Source organism: Noviherbaspirillum sp. (genome assembly GCF_036563305.1).
In the GTDB taxonomy this organism is placed as follows: domain Bacteria; phylum Pseudomonadota; class Gammaproteobacteria; order Burkholderiales; family Burkholderiaceae_D; genus Noviherbaspirillum.
The window spans coordinates 230,197-246,101 of the sequence record NZ_DATCMQ010000013.1; the positions used below are offsets into that span (position 1 = coordinate 230,197).

Sequence of the window (15,905 nt, forward strand, 5' to 3'; positions counted from 1 at the left end):
GCAGGCGGAGCGGTTTTGCGCTAGAGTTGCCAAGTAGAAATACAACGATGCGCCCTGACGGCGGGGATGCCCTCGCCGCCCGGCGCGCAGCCGCCCCGGCTGGCGGCCCGTCCACTTGCCTGAACAGTGCCGGCCGGACAGCCAGCCCGGCGTGGCGCCGACTTCGACACCGGACCTGGACAATGGACCTGCCTTTCCGCCCTTCAGGCGACTCGGACGACGCCCAGCGCGCGCTGCGCCGGCTCGCGGACACCGCCTCCATGATCATCTGGATCACGGATGCCAGCGATGTCTGCACCTACATCAGCTCCCCGGACATCCGGCCGGAACTGATCGGCAGCGCCCTTTCGATGTGGGTGGAATTCATTCATCCGGACGACCGCACCCGCGTCGCGCCGGTGTTCTACGGCGCGAAGCAGGAAAAAAAGGAATATCAGGTCGAATATCGCGTCGTGGGCAGCGGCGGCACCGAACGGTGGATGCGCGGGTCGGCGGCGCCGCGTTTCAGCGCGGACGGCGTGTACGAGGGCTACGTCGGCGCCATCGTCGACATCAGCAGCCACCATGATGCCCGGCGCGAGCTGGCGCAAAGCGAGGCGACCCACCGCCTCCTGACCGAGAACAGCTCCGACCTGATCAGCCACCATGCGCTGGACGGGCGGCTGCTGAACATCTCGCCGGCCAGCAAGCGGGTGCTCGGCTTCGACCCGGCGGAGATGACCGGCTCCACCGTCTATGACCACGTGCATCACGACGACGTGGTTGCCATGCATGCGCTGGTCAAGCAGCTTGACCAGCGCGAGGAAAGCGACCTGTTCGAGCTGCGCTTCCGGCACAAGGACGGCCACTACGTCTGGACCGCATGCAAGGCGCGCGCGCTGATCGACCCGGTAACCGGCGAGCGCACCGGTACCGTGTCCGTCGGCCGGGACGTCACGCTGGAGCGCCGCGCCAAGGAAGAACTGAAGCGGCGCGAGGAACGCTTCCGCAGCCTCACCAACCTGTCGTCCGACTGGTACTGGGAGACCGACGAGGAGGATCGCCTCACCTTCGCCTCGGAAGGCGCATGGCGGGTATCGGGCGCCGCGCCCGAGGGCGTGATCGGCAGGACCCGGCTGGAACTGGCCGTGGACAAGGAGTCGTTCCTGAAGACCGGGTACATGGCCCGCTTCACCGCGCGGGAGCCGTTCCGCGACCTGCGCTACGCCTGCAGCTGGTCGCTGGAAGGCATGCAGCGTTACGTCAGCATTTCCGGCGAGCCGGTCTTCGAGAACGGGGAATTCCGGGGCTACCGGGGCGTCGGGCGCGACATCACCGATGAGGTGGCGATGGCGGAACGCCTCGCCGCCCTGGCAGCCGAGAACAAGTCGCTGATCGACAATTCGCTCGACATCATGATGCTGTTCGGCGACGACGGCCGGGTGCTGCGGGTGAACGCGGCCATCCACCACATCCTGGGTTATCGCCCCGAAGAGCTGCTGCACCGGCACTACCTCGATTTCGTCCTTCCCGAGGACCACGCACGGACCCTGGCGCTGCGCGAGCGGTTGCGCGACGGCGAGCACATCGTGGCGGAGTTCGAGAACCGCTGGTTGCGGCAGGACGGCACCGCGGTCCACCTGTCTTGGGCGGTGCGCTGGGAAAGCAACACGCGCCTGACCTACGCGACCGCGCGGGACATCACGGAAGCGCACCGCAACCGCGCCGAACTGCACCGGTCCAATCGCCGGCTGTATGCCATCCTGGAGAGCATCGGCGACGCCTTCTTCGCGCTCGACCGGGAATGGCGCTGCACCTTCGCCAACCACAAGACCGCGCAGTTCATCCGCCTGCCCAAGGAACAGATCGTCGGCAGCCTGCTGTGGGAAGCAGTGCCGGAAATCCTCGGCACGCCCTTCATGGCCGAATACCGCAAGGTGATGGAGACGCGCCGAAAGGCGTTCTTCGTCGCCTGCTGGGAGCCCACCTCCACCTGGATCGAGGTGCGCGTCTACCCGAGCGAGACCGGCATTTCCATCTTCTTCCATGATGTGACCGCGCGCCGCCGGGCGGAGTCGGCAATTCGCGAAAGCGAGCAGCGCTTCCGCCAGGTGATCGAGATGACGCCGGCGGGCTATGTGCTCACCGACGAGCGGGGCATCCTGGTCGACGTCAACCCGGCGTTGTGCGGGATGAGCGGCTACCAGAAGGAACAGCTGCTGGGGCGCGCGCTGGGCGAGCTGTTCCCGGTATTCCCGCTGGAACCGGCATTGCCCGGTGCACCGTCGGCTGCCGCCATGCATGGCCGGGAAGCGGTGCTGCGCCATCGCAATGGACAGCCGGTCTACGTGCTGGTCAACCTCGACGTGCGCGGAGGCGCGGAAGGGGCCGGCGCCGTCACGGCCTTCATCACCGACATCACCCAGCGCAAGCAGGCCGAGGCGCGGCTGGAGCAACTGGCGACCCATGACACGCTGACCGACCTGCCGAACCGCAGCTTCCTGAACGACCGCCTGCAGCAGATGCTGGACGCGGCCGGCCCGCACACCGAGATCGCGGTGATCTTCATCGACCTCGACCGTTTCAAGGAGGTCAACGATTCTCTCGGCCACGAGCGCGGCGACCTGCTGCTGCGGGAAGTCGCCGGGCGGCTGCAGCGCAACATGCGACCGACCGATTTCGTTGCCCGCCTCGGGGGCGACGAGTTCGTGGTGGCGGCCCACTGCGCGGAAGGCGCATCCTCGGCCGCCATCATCGCCGACAAGCTGCTGGCGGTGCTGGCCGAGCCGATCGACATCGCCGGCCACGAGGTGTTCGTGGGCGCCTCCGCCGGCATCAGCATCTTCCCGCGCGACGGCGGCACCCGCGAGATCCTGTTCCAGAACGCCGACACCGCGATGTACCGCGCCAAGAACGCCGGCCGCAACGGCTATTGCTTCTTCGAGCACGAAATGAGCGTGGAAGCGAAGACCAGGATGACGCTCGAGCAGTCGCTGCGGCGGGCGCTGGAGCGCAATGAATTCGAGCTGCACTACCAGCCGCGGCTGGAACTGCGCAGCGGACGGGTGCTCGGCATGGAGGCCCTGCTGCGCTGGAACCATCCGCAACTCGGCCAGGTGTCGCCGCTGCAGTTCATCCCGATCGCCGAGGAACGCGGCCTGATCGAGGCGATCGGGCGCTGGGTGCTGCAGGAAGCCTGCGCGCAGACCCGCCGCATGACCGACAAGTTCGGCCTGCCGCTGCGGGTCTCGGTCAACCTGAGCGCCCGCCAGCTGAAATGCCAGGACCTGCGCGAGCAGGTGCTGGCGGCGCTCGACGACGCCGGCCTGCCGGCGCAGATGCTGGAACTGGAGCTGACGGAGAGTGCGCTGATCGAGGACATGGAAGTGTCGGCCAGCAGGCTGTCGGCCCTCAAGAAGCTCGGCATCATGCTGTCGGTGGACGATTTCGGCACCGGGTATTCCGGCCTGGCCTACCTGCAGCGCTTTCCGCTCGATGCCATGAAGCTGGACCGCGCCTTCATCAACCAGCAGACCGACGGCACCCGCAACCTGCATTTCATCAAGGCGCTGATCGACCTGGCGCACACGCTGAACCTGTCGGTGGTGGCGGAGGGAATCGAATCGCCGGACATCCTGCAGTTCCTCAAAAGCTGCCGCTGCGACGAAGGCCAGGGCTACCTGTTCGCCCGGCCGCTGCCGATCGCGCAGTTCGAGGACTATGTGGAGCAGATGATGGCCGAGCGGATAGCCGGCTGAGGCGAGGCGGTCGCGGGTGGACGGGTAACCGGATATCCCGCCGGTCGGCGCTGCGGTGCGTGCACTGGAAGACGCAACGCCGGTCAAGTTATTGCCCCGCAGCAAGCCATACGGTAAATTGAACATCTCAACGTCGCCCGAGAATCGCTTGAAACACTCCACGCTGCAGCGCGTCGTCGTCATTCCCTTCGTCCTCCTGGTGCTTGCGCTGGGGGGCGTGATCTATTGGGCTTCGCAGCGCTCGGCGGAAACGGCGGCCCGCGAGTTTTCCCAGAAGGTCGTTCTCAACATGCTCGACCGTGTCGGACAGGCGACCGACCGCAACCTGCTCGGCGCCCGGGTCGCGGTGCGTGCCGTGGCGCCCGATCCGGTCTTCTCGCCGGCCGACGGCAGCGTGACCCCTGTGGCCTTCAACGACGATCTGGCCGCGCTGGAGGAGCGCATCTGGCTGGCGACAGGCTTCTTCCCGACGGTAAACAACTACGTCTATTTCGGCGGCGCCGACGGCCGTTTCGTCGGCGTCAACCGGCGCGCCGACCGCATCGAGCTGCGCTGGCGCGAGGCCAGCGACGCCGGGCGGCATGTGTACGCGGTGACGGGGCCGGGCAAGGCGCGCGAACTGATCCGCACCGACAACTACGATGCGCGCACCCGGCCCTGGTACAAGGAGGCCGCGGAAAAACAGAAGGAAAGCTGGTCGGCGGTCTACACCGACTTCACCACGCTGGAACCGACCTTCACCCTGACCAAGCCGGTCTACCGGAACGACGGCGCGCTGCTGGGCGTGGTGGCGACCGACCTTTCGCTGTCGCAGCTCACCGATTTCTTCAGTACGCTGAAGATCAGCGAGAACGGCATCGCCTTCGTCGTGGAACGTTCGGGCGCGGTCATCGCCACTTCCACTGACGAGCTGCCGTACCGGGTGGAAGGCAAGGACCTGCGGCGCATGATGGTGGACCAGAGCAAGTCGCCGCTGCTGCGCGAGGCCTACCGCAACGTCATGCGCTGGCAGGCGGAAGGGCGATCGCTGGACACGCCGCAATCCGGGGAGTTCGACATGCAGGGCGAAAAGGTGCAGGTCGCCGCGACCCTGCTGCGCGATCCCGGCGGACTGGAATGGCTGAGCGTGGTGGCGGTGCCGCGCGCCGACTTCATCGGCAACCTCACCGGGGTGCTCTATCGCAGCCTGGCGATCGGCCTGGTCGCGGTCTTCCTGGTGCTGGTGTTCGGGTTCTCGCTGCTGCAGTGGGTGCTGCGCGACATCCAGAAGCTGACCATGGCCGCGCGCAGCATCGGCTCGGGCGAATCGATGCAGCCGCTCAACATCAACATCCAGCGACGCGACGAGATCGGCGAACTGGCCAAGAGCTTCCAGGAGATGGAGCGCAATCTGCGCACCGACAAGCTGACGGGGGTCCTGAACCGCGACTCGCTGCTGACCCAGATCGAATTCTGCATCCGCAACGGGACGCCGGCGGTGCCGCTGAAGTTCGTGCTGCTGTTCATCGATCTCGACCGCTTCAAGCAGATCAACGACGCGCTCGGCCACGAGGCCGGCGACCGTGTGCTGATCGAAACGGCGAGCCGGCTGAAGGCGGCGGTGCGCGCCAACGACGAGGTCGCGCGCTTCGGCGGCGACGAGTTCGTGGTGTACCTGCACGGCATCGACGGCGAAAAGGATATCGAAGCGGTGGCCGAGAAGCTGCGGCAGGTGATCGAGCAGCCGGTTACCCTGGGCCTGGGCACCGTCGGCCAGGTCGGCGCCTCCATCGGGGTGGCGGCCTATCCGGCCGACGGGCGCGATGTGGAGACCATCGTCAGGGTGGCCGACGCCCGCATGTTCGGCCTGAAGAAGGCGCGGCGCTGAGCGCCCGCCCTCACCTTCGGGACGACAGCACGATACCGCCGACGATCAGCACGAAGGCCAGCCCGTGATACCAGTGCGGCGCCTCGCCGAGGAAGGCGGAGGACAGCAGCGCGGCGAACAGCGGCGTCAGGTTGTTGAAGAAGGAAGCGATGCTGGGGCCGACCCGCTGCACCCCGGTGCCCCAGCAGCGAAATGCGATAAGCGCCGGCCCGGTCGCGACATAGAGCAGCGCCGCGACCAGCGGCCAGCGCCATTGCACCGGCGGCGGCTGCAGCAGCTGCCATTCGGCCGCGGCGAACATCCCCGACCACAGCAGGCCGAAAGCCACCTGCGCCATCAGGAAGGCCGACCAGTCGCGGCGGATCTCCGGCGGGTCGCGCGGCTGCGCCAGCAGCCAGCTGTAGACCGACCAGGCGATGGTGGCAAGGATCATGAACAGGTCGCCCGGGACCAGGCGCAGCGCCAGCAGGTGCTGCCACTCTCCCCTGCTGAGCACCAGCAGCACGCCGGCGATCGAGAAAGCCGCGCCGCCCACCTGCCGGCCGGTCACCCGCGCGCCGAAGAACATCCAGCCGATCAGCAGCATCCACACCGGCATGCTGGAGCCGACCAGGGTGACGTTGATCGGCGTCGAGCTGTGCAGCGCCAGGTACTGCAGCGCGTTGTAGACGCCGATGCCGAGCAGGCCGAGCAACGCGAAGCGGCGCCAGTGGCTCCACAGCCCGCTGCCGCGCCGGAACACCGGCCAGGCGAGCGGCAGCAGCAGCAGCAGCGCAATCAGCCAGCGCAGGAAGTTCAGGGTGATCGGCGGGACCATCGTGCTGACCACGCGGCCGACCACGGCGTTGCCCGCCCAGAGCAGCGGCGGGACGGTCAGCATGAGGGCATTGGCAGGGGTCAGCGGGGAAGTCATGCGGCGATAGGCAGGCGAAAGGCAGGCGGATGGCGGGACAAGCGAGCGCAAGAGCATACTCGATTTCGCCCGCCGGCGCGCACGCGGTAGAATCCCGCCTGCGCTACACAAGAGATCCCCATGGCCCGCCTCACGCTCGAATTCCCCGAAGACCAGTACTACTACTCCACCCACCTCACCGTGCGCGTTACCGACATCAACGGCGCCAACCATCTCGGCAACGACTCCATGATCTCGATGATCTCGGAAGCGCGCGCGCGCTTCCTGTTCGACTTCGGCATCGAGGAGACGCAGGGCGACGGCATCGGCATCATCGTCACCGACCTGGCGACGACCTACCGGGCCGAGGCGCATGCGCGCGACCAGCTGCTGTTCGAGGTCGGGGTGATGGACTTCAACAAGTATGGCGGCGACATCACCTTCCGCATCACCCGGCCGCGCGACGGCGCGCTGGTGGCGATGGCGAAATCCGGCTTCGTCTTCTTCAATTACCGGACCGGGCGGGTGGTGCAGATGCCGGCGGCTTTTCACGCCAAGTTCGCCCGCGTCAACTGGACCCGCTGAGCGCCGTTTCCGTCACGCATTCCTATTCCTTGGCCTGAAATTTGCTCCTCCCGTCGTTGCGCTTCGCGAAGGCGCGCCACGGATGAGGCCAACAATGAATATGGAACCGACCGCTTACCATCCCGGGCATCTGCTGGATGCCCTCCTGCTGCAACTTCACCTCAATACCGACGACGAACTTTCCCGACGCCTGCGCGTGGCCCCCAGGGTCATCAAGCAGATCCGCGCCGGCACGCTGCCGATCGGCGCCTCCATGCTGATCTGGATGTCCGAGGCCACCGGCTTGTCGATCTCCGAACTGCGCAGCCTGATGGGCGACCGCCGGCGCACCTGCCGGGTGAGCTTCGCGCGGGCGCCGGAGCGAGCGCGGCAATCGAACTGAACGGCCGGCGGTTCCTCACCGCCGGAACAAAGACTTCCATTCCTGCTCCTACAAAAGTAAGCAATTTTTCAATCTGTTGATCAGGAGAAGCAGATGAAGCAACCTGGCCGCAAACAACCCGGCAAGCTCGCCGGCGCACTGCAGGTCGCAGTGGCGGTGATGTCGATCATTGAATACCGGCGGCGCACCAAGGCCGGTCCGCCGCGGATGCCGCAACAAGCAACGCCACAAAGGCAGACGACCGGGATGGCGCCGGCCTCCGGCCTCACCGCACACGCGATGGGGCCCATCTCCTACGAGGCGGCGTTCGAACAGCAGCAGGACTCGGAAGCGCGCGAAGTCGCCCGCAAGAAACGGGAGACCGTCGCCGCCCTGCGCAGCGAGTCGCGGCCGAAGGCCCTCTTTCATCTCGCGATTTCCGCCGCCAAGGAATGGTCGGCGCACCGGGCCGCCAGCAAGGGCGCGGCTCTCGCGCTGTACACCCTGTTTTCGCTGGCGCCGATGCTGGTGCTGGTGGTGACCATCGCCGGCCTCTTCTTCGGCGAGGACAATGTGCGGCAGCTCCTGCTGCAACAGATGTCCGGCCTGATGGGCGAGCAGGGCGGCGAGGCGATCCGGACCATCCTGGCAGGCGCGCAGCGGGAGGAGGCCGGCTTCGTCGCCGGCTTGATATCCGCCGGCCTGGTGCTGGTCAGCGCAACCAGCGCGTTCTCCGAACTGAAGGACAGCCTCGACGAGCTATGGGAGGTGCCGCCGGCGAAGGCGTCCGGGATCTGGGCCTTCGTCCGGCAGCGGGTGCTGTCGTTCGGGCTGATCCTGGTGCTGGCGCTGATGCTGCTGATTTCGCTTGGCGTCAGTACCGCCCTGTCCGCGATGGACAGCATCTGGCCCGGCGGCGAGGGCTCCGCGCTGAAGGCCGTCAGCATGGTGATCTCCCACCTGGTCTCGTTCGGCATCGTGGCGGGCCTGTTCGCCGTGATCTTCAAGTACCTGCCCGGCACCGAGATCGCGTGGAAGGACGTCGCCGTCGGCGCAGTGATCACCGCGATCCTGTTCATCGTCGGCAAGACGGCCATCGGCCTCTATGTCGCGAGCGCCGACATCAGCTCGGCCTACGGGGCCGCCGGCTCGGTCGTGATCCTGATCACCTGGGTCTACTACTCCGCCCAGATCTTCTTCTACGGCTCGCTGTTCACCCACGAGTATGCGGTGAAGCTCGGCAGCCGTTCGCAGCCGGAAGACACCGACCGTGCGGCACGCGGCGAGGGCTTGCGCCCCGAGCCGCGCGGCGCCGCGGCCTGAGGCAAGGAGGACGCATGGCAGACGCACAAATGCGGGACAACCCGGGACAGCAGCGCTTCGAGCTCGTAGTGGACGGGACGGTGGCGGGGTTCGCGGCCTACGAGCGCGACGGCGACACCGTCCGCATCACCCATACCGAGATCGACCCGGCGTACGAAGGCAAGGGCTACGGCGCTCGGCTCGCGGGGCAGGCGCTGGACAGCCTGCGCCGGGACGGCCTGTCGGTGGTCCCGGCCTGCCGGTTCATTGCCGCCTATGTCCAGCGGCACCCGGAATACCAGGACATGGTGGCGCGCTAGGGGCTTGTGCTGCTGTCGGCGGCGCGCACCTCCTCCAGCAGCGGCAGCAGCGCGGCCATCGATACCGGCTTGACGAGATGATGGTCGAATCCCGCCTCCAGCGCCAGCTCGCGGTCGCGCGCCTGGCCGTACCCGGTCAGCGCAATCATCACGGCGCCTGCCACTTCGGGGATGGCGCGCAATGCGCGCGCCGCGTCGTAGCCGGACATGCCCGGCAGCCCGATATCGAGCAGGATGGTATCGGGACGGTAGGCGCGCGCGCGTTCAAGTGCGGAGGGAGCGTCGTAGGCGCTCGCCGTCTCGTAACCCGAGGCGTCCAGCAGCATCTGCATCATCTCGACCGCGTCGGGATTGTCGTCGACCACCAGGACACGCTGCTTGCGCGCGGCGCCGGGCGCCGCTGCCGAAGCCGGTCCCGGTGCCGCCCCCGGGGCGGGCGTGGCATGGGCCAGCGGCAGGCAGACACTGAAGGTGCTGCCGGTACCGGGCCCGGCACTGTAAGCGTAAACCCGTCCATTGTGCAGCTGCACCAGCTTCTTCACCAGCGACAGGCCGACGCCCAGCCCGTCCTGCGCCCGGTCCGGGGCGACCGCGCCCTGGGCGAACAGGTCGAAGATGCCGTCGATGGCGTCGAGGGTGATGCCGATGCCCGTATCCTTCACCGTGATCATCAGCTCGTCGCGGCACACCGCGGCATTGAGGGTGATGGTGCCGCCCTTCGGCGTGTACTTGGCGGCGTTGTGCAGCAGGTTGCCAAGCACCTGCGACAGGCGAACAGCATCGCCATAGACCCAGACGTCCTGCTCCGGCAGCAGCACGTTGAGCTGATGCTCGCGCGCGGTGATGAATGGCGACGCCGTCTCCAGCGCCGACGAGACCAGCGACGCCAGCGCCACGTTCTTCGGCTGCAGCGTGATCTTCCCCTGCGAGATGCGGGAGATGTCGAGCAGGTCATCCACCAGCCTGACCAGGTGGTCGACCTGACGGGAGATCATGTCGCGAGCGCGCTCCTGCGTCTGGCCGGCGTCGCCGCCGGCGATGCGCAGCAGGTCGACGGCGGAACGGATCGGCCCCAACGGATTGCGTAGTTCATGCGCGAGGGTGGCAAGGAACTCGTCCTTGCGGCTGTCGGCGTCGTGGCGCAGCTTCTCCGCCGCCTTGCGCGCCGAAATGTCGCTCGTGACGCGGGCGATCCGTTCCCTGCCAGGCGCGGTATTTTTTACCTGGAACGCACGGTCCCGCACCCACCGCACGGAATTGTCGGGCAGGACGATGCGGAATTCCTCGTCATAGACGCCGGTCTCGGCCAGTCGCCCGAACGCCTCGCGCACCCGGCCGCGTTCCTGCTCGTGCACGAAGGCGATCCAGCTGTCGATGTCGCTGCGCACCGTGTCGGACGGGCGCCCCCACAGCAGCTCGAAGGCCGGACTGACATAAAGCAGCCTGCGCTCCAGCGGCGCGAACATCCAGAACACGTCGTCGATGTTTTCCGCCAGCTGGCGGAAGCGCTCCTCGCTCTCCAGCAGCTCACCCTGCACCCGGCGCAGCCGCAGCATGGCATTGACGTTGGCGACCAGTTCCTCCGCCTCGATCGGGGCGACCAAGTAGTTGTCGGCGCCGCCGTCCAGCGCGCGCACGCGATCGGTGCGATGGATCAAGGCGGCCGAGGTCTGCAGCACCAGGATCGATGCCGTGGAGGGGTCGGACTTGATGCGGCGGCAGACTTCCAGGCCGTTGATGTCGGGCAGCTTGACGTCGAGCAGGACCAGGTCGGGTGCGGCGCGCGCCACCATTTCCAGCGCGTCGCCGCCGGTCGCGGCTTCGATCACTTCGAAACCCGCCACCTGCAGCACGCGCGTCTTTACATAGCGGGCGCCGTCGTCGTCGTCCACGTTCAGGATCAGGGGGTCTTTTCTCATGCTATGCCTTCCTTTGGCCGGCGTCCCGCGCCAGCTCCGGATGGCGCAACGGTATCTGCAGGGTGAAGGTCGAGCCTTCGCCAAGTACGCTTTGCACCTCGACGGTGCCGCCGAGAAGTTCCGCCAGCTTGCGGCACAGGGGCAGTCCCAGCCCCGTCCCCTTGACCCGCTTCTGCAGCGGGTTCTCGATCTGGCTGAACTCTTCGAATATCAATTGCTGGTCGCTTTCGGAGATGCCGATGCCGGTGTCGCTCACCTCGATGCGGACCTGTTCGCCGCCGGCGACGGCAATGGCGCGCACCCGCACTTCGCCGCGCTCGGTGAACTTCAGCGCATTCGACACCAGGTTGCGCAGGATCTGCGACAGCTTGCCTTCGTCGGTGACCAGCACCAGGCCGCTCTCGCTGTCGTCGAACACCAACTCGACGGCGTCGGCGCTGCTGAGCGGGCGCAGCATGCCGCGCAGCGTGCTGAACAGCTCGCCGATGTTGAATTCGACCGGCTTCAGCTCAACCTTGCCGGCCTCGATCTTGGCGAGGTCGAGCAGGTCGTTGACCAGTTCGGACAGCCCGTTGGCCGCCTTCTGGATGAACAGCACCTGCTTCTCCTGCGCCTCGGTCAGCTCGCCGTCGATGCGGTCGAGCAAGAGCTGGGACAGCGCGCGGATCGAGCTCAGCGGGGTACGCAGCTCATGGCTGGTGTTGGAGAGGAAGCGGGACTTCATCGCGTCCGCGCGCCGCAGGTACTCGGCCTTCTCCTCGATCTCCGCATACAGCGCCACCACGCCGCGGTTGGTGTCCTCCAGCTCGCGCGTCAGCGCAACCAGTTCTTCCTGGCGGGTGCGCAGCTCCGCCAGCGTGCGCATCAGCGCCCTGCTTTGTGCCCGGTCTTCCTCGAAGCCGCTGGGCGCGGCAAGTTCGGCCAGCCGGCGGCCGGCCTCCTCCAGCGCTTCGCGTCCCAGCGCCAGGCCGTTTGGGAGCAACTTGGCCATCGTGACCACCGTGCCCTGGCCCGGCGCCGACTGCAGCGTGCAGCGATCCATCAGGCGCTGGACGCCGGCGATGCCGACGCCGCTGCGTCCCGTGGCGCGCTCGGCGGCGATGATCTCCTCCAGGCGGTCGATGCCGGGACCGTCGTCGCTGATGACGAACTCCAGCTCGGCCTGCGCGGGCGACGGCGCGCGCACGATGCACACCATCGTGCCGCCGCCTGCATGGGAATAGGCATTCTGGGCGATCTCGGAGACCGAGGTGGCGATGCGTGCCTGGTCCTGCGCACCGAAGCCGATATGGGCGGCCAGCTCGCGCGCGCGCTTGCGGGCCGCCACCACGTCGCGCTCGCTGCCGATCTGCAGGTGCAGCAGGTCCAGTTCCATCGTCTATCCCGCCTTCCGCCGCCTGGCGACGAGCACGGTCACATCATCGCGCTCGCGGCAATGGTCGCGGTACAGCACGCCCGCAATCAGTGCCGGATGGCACAACGACAGGCCGGGCCAGTTCGCCAGGTCCCATTGCTTGCTCAACCCGTCCGAATGCATGATGAACAGGGTATCCTCCGGCAACGGCAGCACGAACTCCTGGACCTTGCGCATGTTGTGGCCGACGATGCCGTTGTGCGACATCAGCTGCTTGCAGTGACCGTCGATTGTGACGCAGGCGCTGATGTTGCCGATGCCGGCGAACTGCAGCTGTCGTCCCGGCAGGTCCAGCCGGGCCACCGCCAGCGCGGCGCCACGGGTAGGACGCAGCGCCACGTGCGCGGCTTCGATGAGCGCGGCCGGCGCCAGCGCAGGACGCGCGGCAAAGGTCGCCAGGGCGGCCTGGGCGGCGCGCGCCGCTTCCGGTCCGTGGCCGAGTCCGTCGGCCGCCAGCAGGGTGGCGCCGTCGGCCGCGGCCTGGATGCGCCAGGCGTCGCCGCAGGCATCCTCGCCGGGTATCGGGACGCAGACCGCCCCCAGCTCCAGCAACGCGGGCGCAGGCTCGGCGGCCTGCAGCCGCATGAACACCGCCGTGCCCTTGCCGGGCGCGCTGTAGACGTCGAAGCCGGCGGAAAGCCTGCGCATCGCTCCGAGACCGTTGCCCGGGGTGCCGGCGGTGGAGACGCCGTCGCGCATGCTCAGGGCGACATTGGCCATGCCCGGTCCGCGGTCGAGCGCCACGACGTCGATCGCCTTTTCCTGCATCGGCGCGGGACCGACCAGCACCTTTCCGCCACCCGCATGCTTGAGAATGTTGGTCGCCGCCTCGGTAATGGCGATCGCCACCTTGCCGGCCGCCGTCTCGTCGAAGCCGAGCGTGGACGCAAGCTGGGATCCCGCCCGCCGCGCTGCCGCGATATCGGTGGAATGGACGATCCCGATGACTTGCTGAGCAGGTGCCATTACCGCTTCCACTTGGTGATGCGCACTCTTGTGCCTGCGCCGGGGCTGGTATCGATGGAGAATTCGTCCACCAGGCGCTTGGCGCCGCCGAGGCCGAGGCCGAGTCCGCCGCCGGTCGTGTAGCCGTCACTCAGCGCGAGCGCGACGTCGGGGATCCCGGGTCCGCGGTCGCTGAACACCACGTCCAGGCCGCGCGCGAATCCGTTCGACACCAGCGTCAGGCGGACTTCGCCGCCGCCGCCGTAGCGCAACGTATTGCGCGCGAGCTCGCTGGCGGCGGTGACCAGCTTGGTCTGGTCGACCAGGCTCAGTCCGATCTCGATCGCCATCTCGCGCACCGACTTGCGCAGGCGCACCACGTCCTCGTCGCTGCGCAGCGGCATCTCGGCAGCGCCGCCGCGGTTGGCGGAACCGTCTTCGCCGCTAGACATGTAATGGGCCATGTTTCTTGCTCTAGCGCCGCCCGCTGCCGGCCAGCAGCGCCATGCCGCGCTCGACGTCGAGCGCGGTGCGCACGCCCTGCAGCGATAGGCCAAGTTCCACCAGCGTGATGGCGACGGCCGGCTGCATGCCGACGACCACGGTGGTGGCGTCCAGCACGCGCGCCATGGCGGCGGTGTTGTTGATCATGCGTCCGATGAAGGAATCGACGATGTCGAGCGCCGATATGTCGATGAGCACGCCCTTCGCGCGATGCTTGACGATGCGCTCGGTGAGGTCGTCCTGCAGCGTCATGACCAGGCGGTCATGCATGTCCACCTGGATGGTGACCAGCAACAGGTCACCCATGCGCAGAATTGGAATTCGTTCCATGTTTTCCTTAATCGCGCGCCTGGGTGATGGTCGAACCGGTGCGCTCGAGCGCCACCAGGAATGCGTCGGCCAGCGTGGCCTTGGTCATGACGTCCTCGAGGTTGACGCCGAGGTGGACGATGGTCTGCGCGATCTGCGGACGGATGCCGCTGATGATGCAGTCGGCGCCCATCAGCCGGGCAGCGGCAACCGTCTTCAGCAAATGCTGCGCGACCAGGGTGTCGACCGTCGGCACGCCGGTGATGTCGATGATCGCGATGGCGGCGCTGGTTTCGACGATGCGCTGCAGCAGGCTCTCCATCACGACCTGGGTACGGTTGCTGTCGAGCGTGCCGATCAGGGGCAGCGCCAGCACGTTCTGCCAGAGCTTGACCACCGGCGTGGACAATTCCAGCAGTTCCTGTTGCTGGCGGATGATGATCTGGTCACGACTCTTCTGGTAGACCTCGACCGTGAACAGCCCGAGCGCATCGAGCAGCGTGCTGACCTGCCAGGTGGCGGCCGCAAGGGTTTCCGGGTCGGCCGCGAATTCCACGCGCAGGCGCGCGAACAGCGGCTGCTTGATCGAAAAGACGAAGGTCGCGGTCTCGCTCGGCGTCGATCCCTGGCGCGCGCGCTGCTGGGACAATTCGGCCAGGAACAGCCGGGTCTCTTCCCATTCCCGGCCCTCGATGTCGACAAGCTGCCCGGCCGCGGCGCCTTGCGCCAGCACCCGCAGGAACTGGCTGCATTGCCCGCGCATCGTCGACTCCGCCTCCGGATCCACGCGCACCATCCTGGCCTTCAGGTCCTGCAACCATTCTTCAAGGATGACAGGCTGGTATTTTTCGATGGTGCTGGCGAGTTGCTGGGCAATGGACATCATGGGATCCTTCCGGTTGAGGTGGGCGGTCCGGTGGGCCGGCCGCGGCTGAAAAGAGGACGCGAGAGTGTAACGAAATAGAAACCGGATGATGATTTTGATAAAGACAGCATTGAGCTTGATCAACTGGATTGCTTGAATTGCAATTCACGGAAGAAGCATTGCCGGGTGTCCGAAGCACATGACCGAAGCGCCGCACTGCCGCGAACAGGCTCTACAATAGCGCTTCCGCTACCCGCCCGACCTGCCCGCTTCCGATGCGCAAGACAACGACCGCCGCCTCGCTCCTGTCCGTCCTTTTTACCGTCCTCGCGCTCGCCGCCTGCTCGCTGCCGAGCCGGCAGGCGCGGTTTTCCGAGGATTTCGCCGCATCGGACGTGCACGCGCGCGGCTTCGGCGGCAGCGACAAGGCAACCTGCGAAGCGGCCCGGCGCGCACTGCTGAGCCAGGGATACGTGATCAGCGAAGCAAGCGCTTCCCTGGTCCGCGGCCGCAAGAATTTTCAGCCGGAGCGCGACCAGCACCTGCAGGTTGAATTCCACGTGGTCTGCGCTCCCAACAGCCCGGGAAGCAACAGCTCGACCGCGTTTGCCAATGCCGTGCGCGACAGCTACTCGCTGAAGAAGAGCAGCACCTCGGCCAGTCTGGGTGTCGGCGCGCTGGGCTCGCTGTCACTGCCGCTCGGCATGAGCGACGACGCCCTGGTCAAGGTCGGCAGCGAGACCATCGATACGCCGCGCTTCTACGAGCAGTTCTTCGGATTGATGGAACGCTACTTCGACGGCGCCGGCGACCCCGGCGAGGAAACCGCCGAAGGAAGCACGAGGCCGGATGCCGGCGCGGCCGCCGCCGCCGGACGCTGAGCCC

The 15,905-nt window shown here is 67.1% G+C and carries 14 protein-coding genes; 7 read left to right on the plus strand and 7 right to left on the minus strand.

The features are described 5' to 3' along the window. The first annotated feature begins 182 nt into the window (after window positions 1-182). Both VIM12_RS11530 and VIM12_RS11535 read left to right on the plus strand, forming a co-directional pair. Window positions 183-3,737, plus strand: a complete 3,555-nt coding sequence (locus VIM12_RS11530) for a PAS domain S-box protein (RefSeq protein WP_331941777.1) — start codon at window positions 183-185, stop codon at window positions 3,735-3,737. 148 nt (window positions 3,738-3,885) lie between these two features. Then, the gene (locus tag VIM12_RS11535; RefSeq protein WP_331941778.1) at window positions 3,886-5,604 is read left to right on the plus strand and encodes a diguanylate cyclase; all 1,719 of its coding nucleotides are present in this window, start codon (window positions 3,886-3,888) and stop codon (window positions 5,602-5,604) included. Between the two features lie 10 nt (window positions 5,605-5,614). Here VIM12_RS11535 and VIM12_RS11540 read toward each other — a convergent pair whose 3' ends face one another. Beyond that, complete coding sequence (locus VIM12_RS11540) at window positions 5,615-6,517, minus strand: DMT family transporter (RefSeq protein WP_331941779.1); 903 nt, start codon at window positions 6,515-6,517, stop codon at window positions 5,615-5,617. Window positions 6,518-6,637: 120 nt separating this feature from the next. Between VIM12_RS11540 and VIM12_RS11545 the strand changes: the two genes are divergently transcribed. The 4 genes from VIM12_RS11545 to VIM12_RS11560 all read left to right on the plus strand — a co-directional run bounded on the left by VIM12_RS11545 (window position 6,638) and on the right by VIM12_RS11560 (window position 9,064). Then, the gene (locus VIM12_RS11545) at window positions 6,638-7,081 is read left to right on the plus strand and encodes a thioesterase family protein (RefSeq protein ID WP_331941780.1); all 444 of its coding nucleotides are present in this window, start codon (window positions 6,638-6,640) and stop codon (window positions 7,079-7,081) included. Window positions 7,082-7,175: 94 nt separating this feature from the next. Beyond that, window positions 7,176-7,463, plus strand: coding sequence for a hypothetical protein (locus VIM12_RS11550; RefSeq protein ID WP_331941781.1), 288 nt, complete (start codon window positions 7,176-7,178; stop codon window positions 7,461-7,463). Window positions 7,464-7,556: 93 nt separating this feature from the next. Next, window positions 7,557-8,765 carry a YihY/virulence factor BrkB family protein gene (locus VIM12_RS11555; RefSeq protein ID WP_331941782.1) on the plus strand — a complete coding sequence of 403 codons (1,209 nt, stop codon included), beginning with the start codon at window positions 7,557-7,559 and terminating at the stop codon, window positions 8,763-8,765. A 14-nt stretch (window positions 8,766-8,779) separates the two neighbouring features. Then, the gene (locus tag VIM12_RS11560) at window positions 8,780-9,064 is read left to right on the plus strand and encodes a GNAT family N-acetyltransferase (RefSeq protein WP_331941783.1); all 285 of its coding nucleotides are present in this window, start codon (window positions 8,780-8,782) and stop codon (window positions 9,062-9,064) included. Here the strand turns inward: VIM12_RS11560 and VIM12_RS11565 are convergent. The 6 genes from VIM12_RS11565 to VIM12_RS11590 are packed head-to-tail and all read right to left on the minus strand — an operon-like array spanning window position 9,061 to window position 15,041. Further along, window positions 9,061-10,983 carry a hybrid sensor histidine kinase/response regulator gene (locus VIM12_RS11565; RefSeq protein ID WP_331941784.1) on the minus strand — a complete coding sequence of 641 codons (1,923 nt, stop codon included), beginning with the start codon at window positions 10,981-10,983 and terminating at the stop codon, window positions 9,061-9,063. The genes VIM12_RS11560 and VIM12_RS11565 overlap by 4 nt on opposite strands. Before the next feature lies 1 nt (window position 10,984). Next, the gene (locus tag VIM12_RS11570; protein ID WP_331941785.1) at window positions 10,985-12,358 is read right to left on the minus strand and encodes a sensor histidine kinase; all 1,374 of its coding nucleotides are present in this window, start codon (window positions 12,356-12,358) and stop codon (window positions 10,985-10,987) included. 3 nt (window positions 12,359-12,361) lie between these two features. After that, on the minus strand, window positions 12,362-13,363 hold the full coding sequence (locus VIM12_RS11575; RefSeq protein ID WP_331941786.1) for an ATP-binding SpoIIE family protein phosphatase: 1,002 nt from the start codon (window positions 13,361-13,363) through the stop codon (window positions 12,362-12,364). After that, window positions 13,363-13,806 carry an anti-sigma regulatory factor gene (locus VIM12_RS11580; RefSeq protein ID WP_331941787.1) on the minus strand — a complete coding sequence of 148 codons (444 nt, stop codon included), beginning with the start codon at window positions 13,804-13,806 and terminating at the stop codon, window positions 13,363-13,365. The genes VIM12_RS11575 and VIM12_RS11580 overlap by 1 nt, the downstream gene beginning before the upstream one ends. Window positions 13,807-13,816: 10 nt before the next feature. Then, on the minus strand, window positions 13,817-14,176 hold the full coding sequence (locus VIM12_RS11585; RefSeq protein WP_331941788.1) for an STAS domain-containing protein: 360 nt from the start codon (window positions 14,174-14,176) through the stop codon (window positions 13,817-13,819). A 7-nt stretch (window positions 14,177-14,183) separates the two neighbouring features. Then, on the minus strand, window positions 14,184-15,041 hold the full coding sequence (locus VIM12_RS11590) for an STAS domain-containing protein (protein WP_414691780.1): 858 nt from the start codon (window positions 15,039-15,041) through the stop codon (window positions 14,184-14,186). Window positions 15,042-15,295: 254 nt separating this feature from the next. Here VIM12_RS11590 and VIM12_RS11595 point away from each other — a divergent pair, with 254 nt between their 5' ends. Next, entirely contained in the window at window positions 15,296-15,901 is a 606-nt protein-coding gene (locus VIM12_RS11595) for a DUF2242 domain-containing protein (protein ID WP_331941789.1), read from the plus strand. Window positions 15,902-15,905 lie beyond the last annotated feature (4 nt).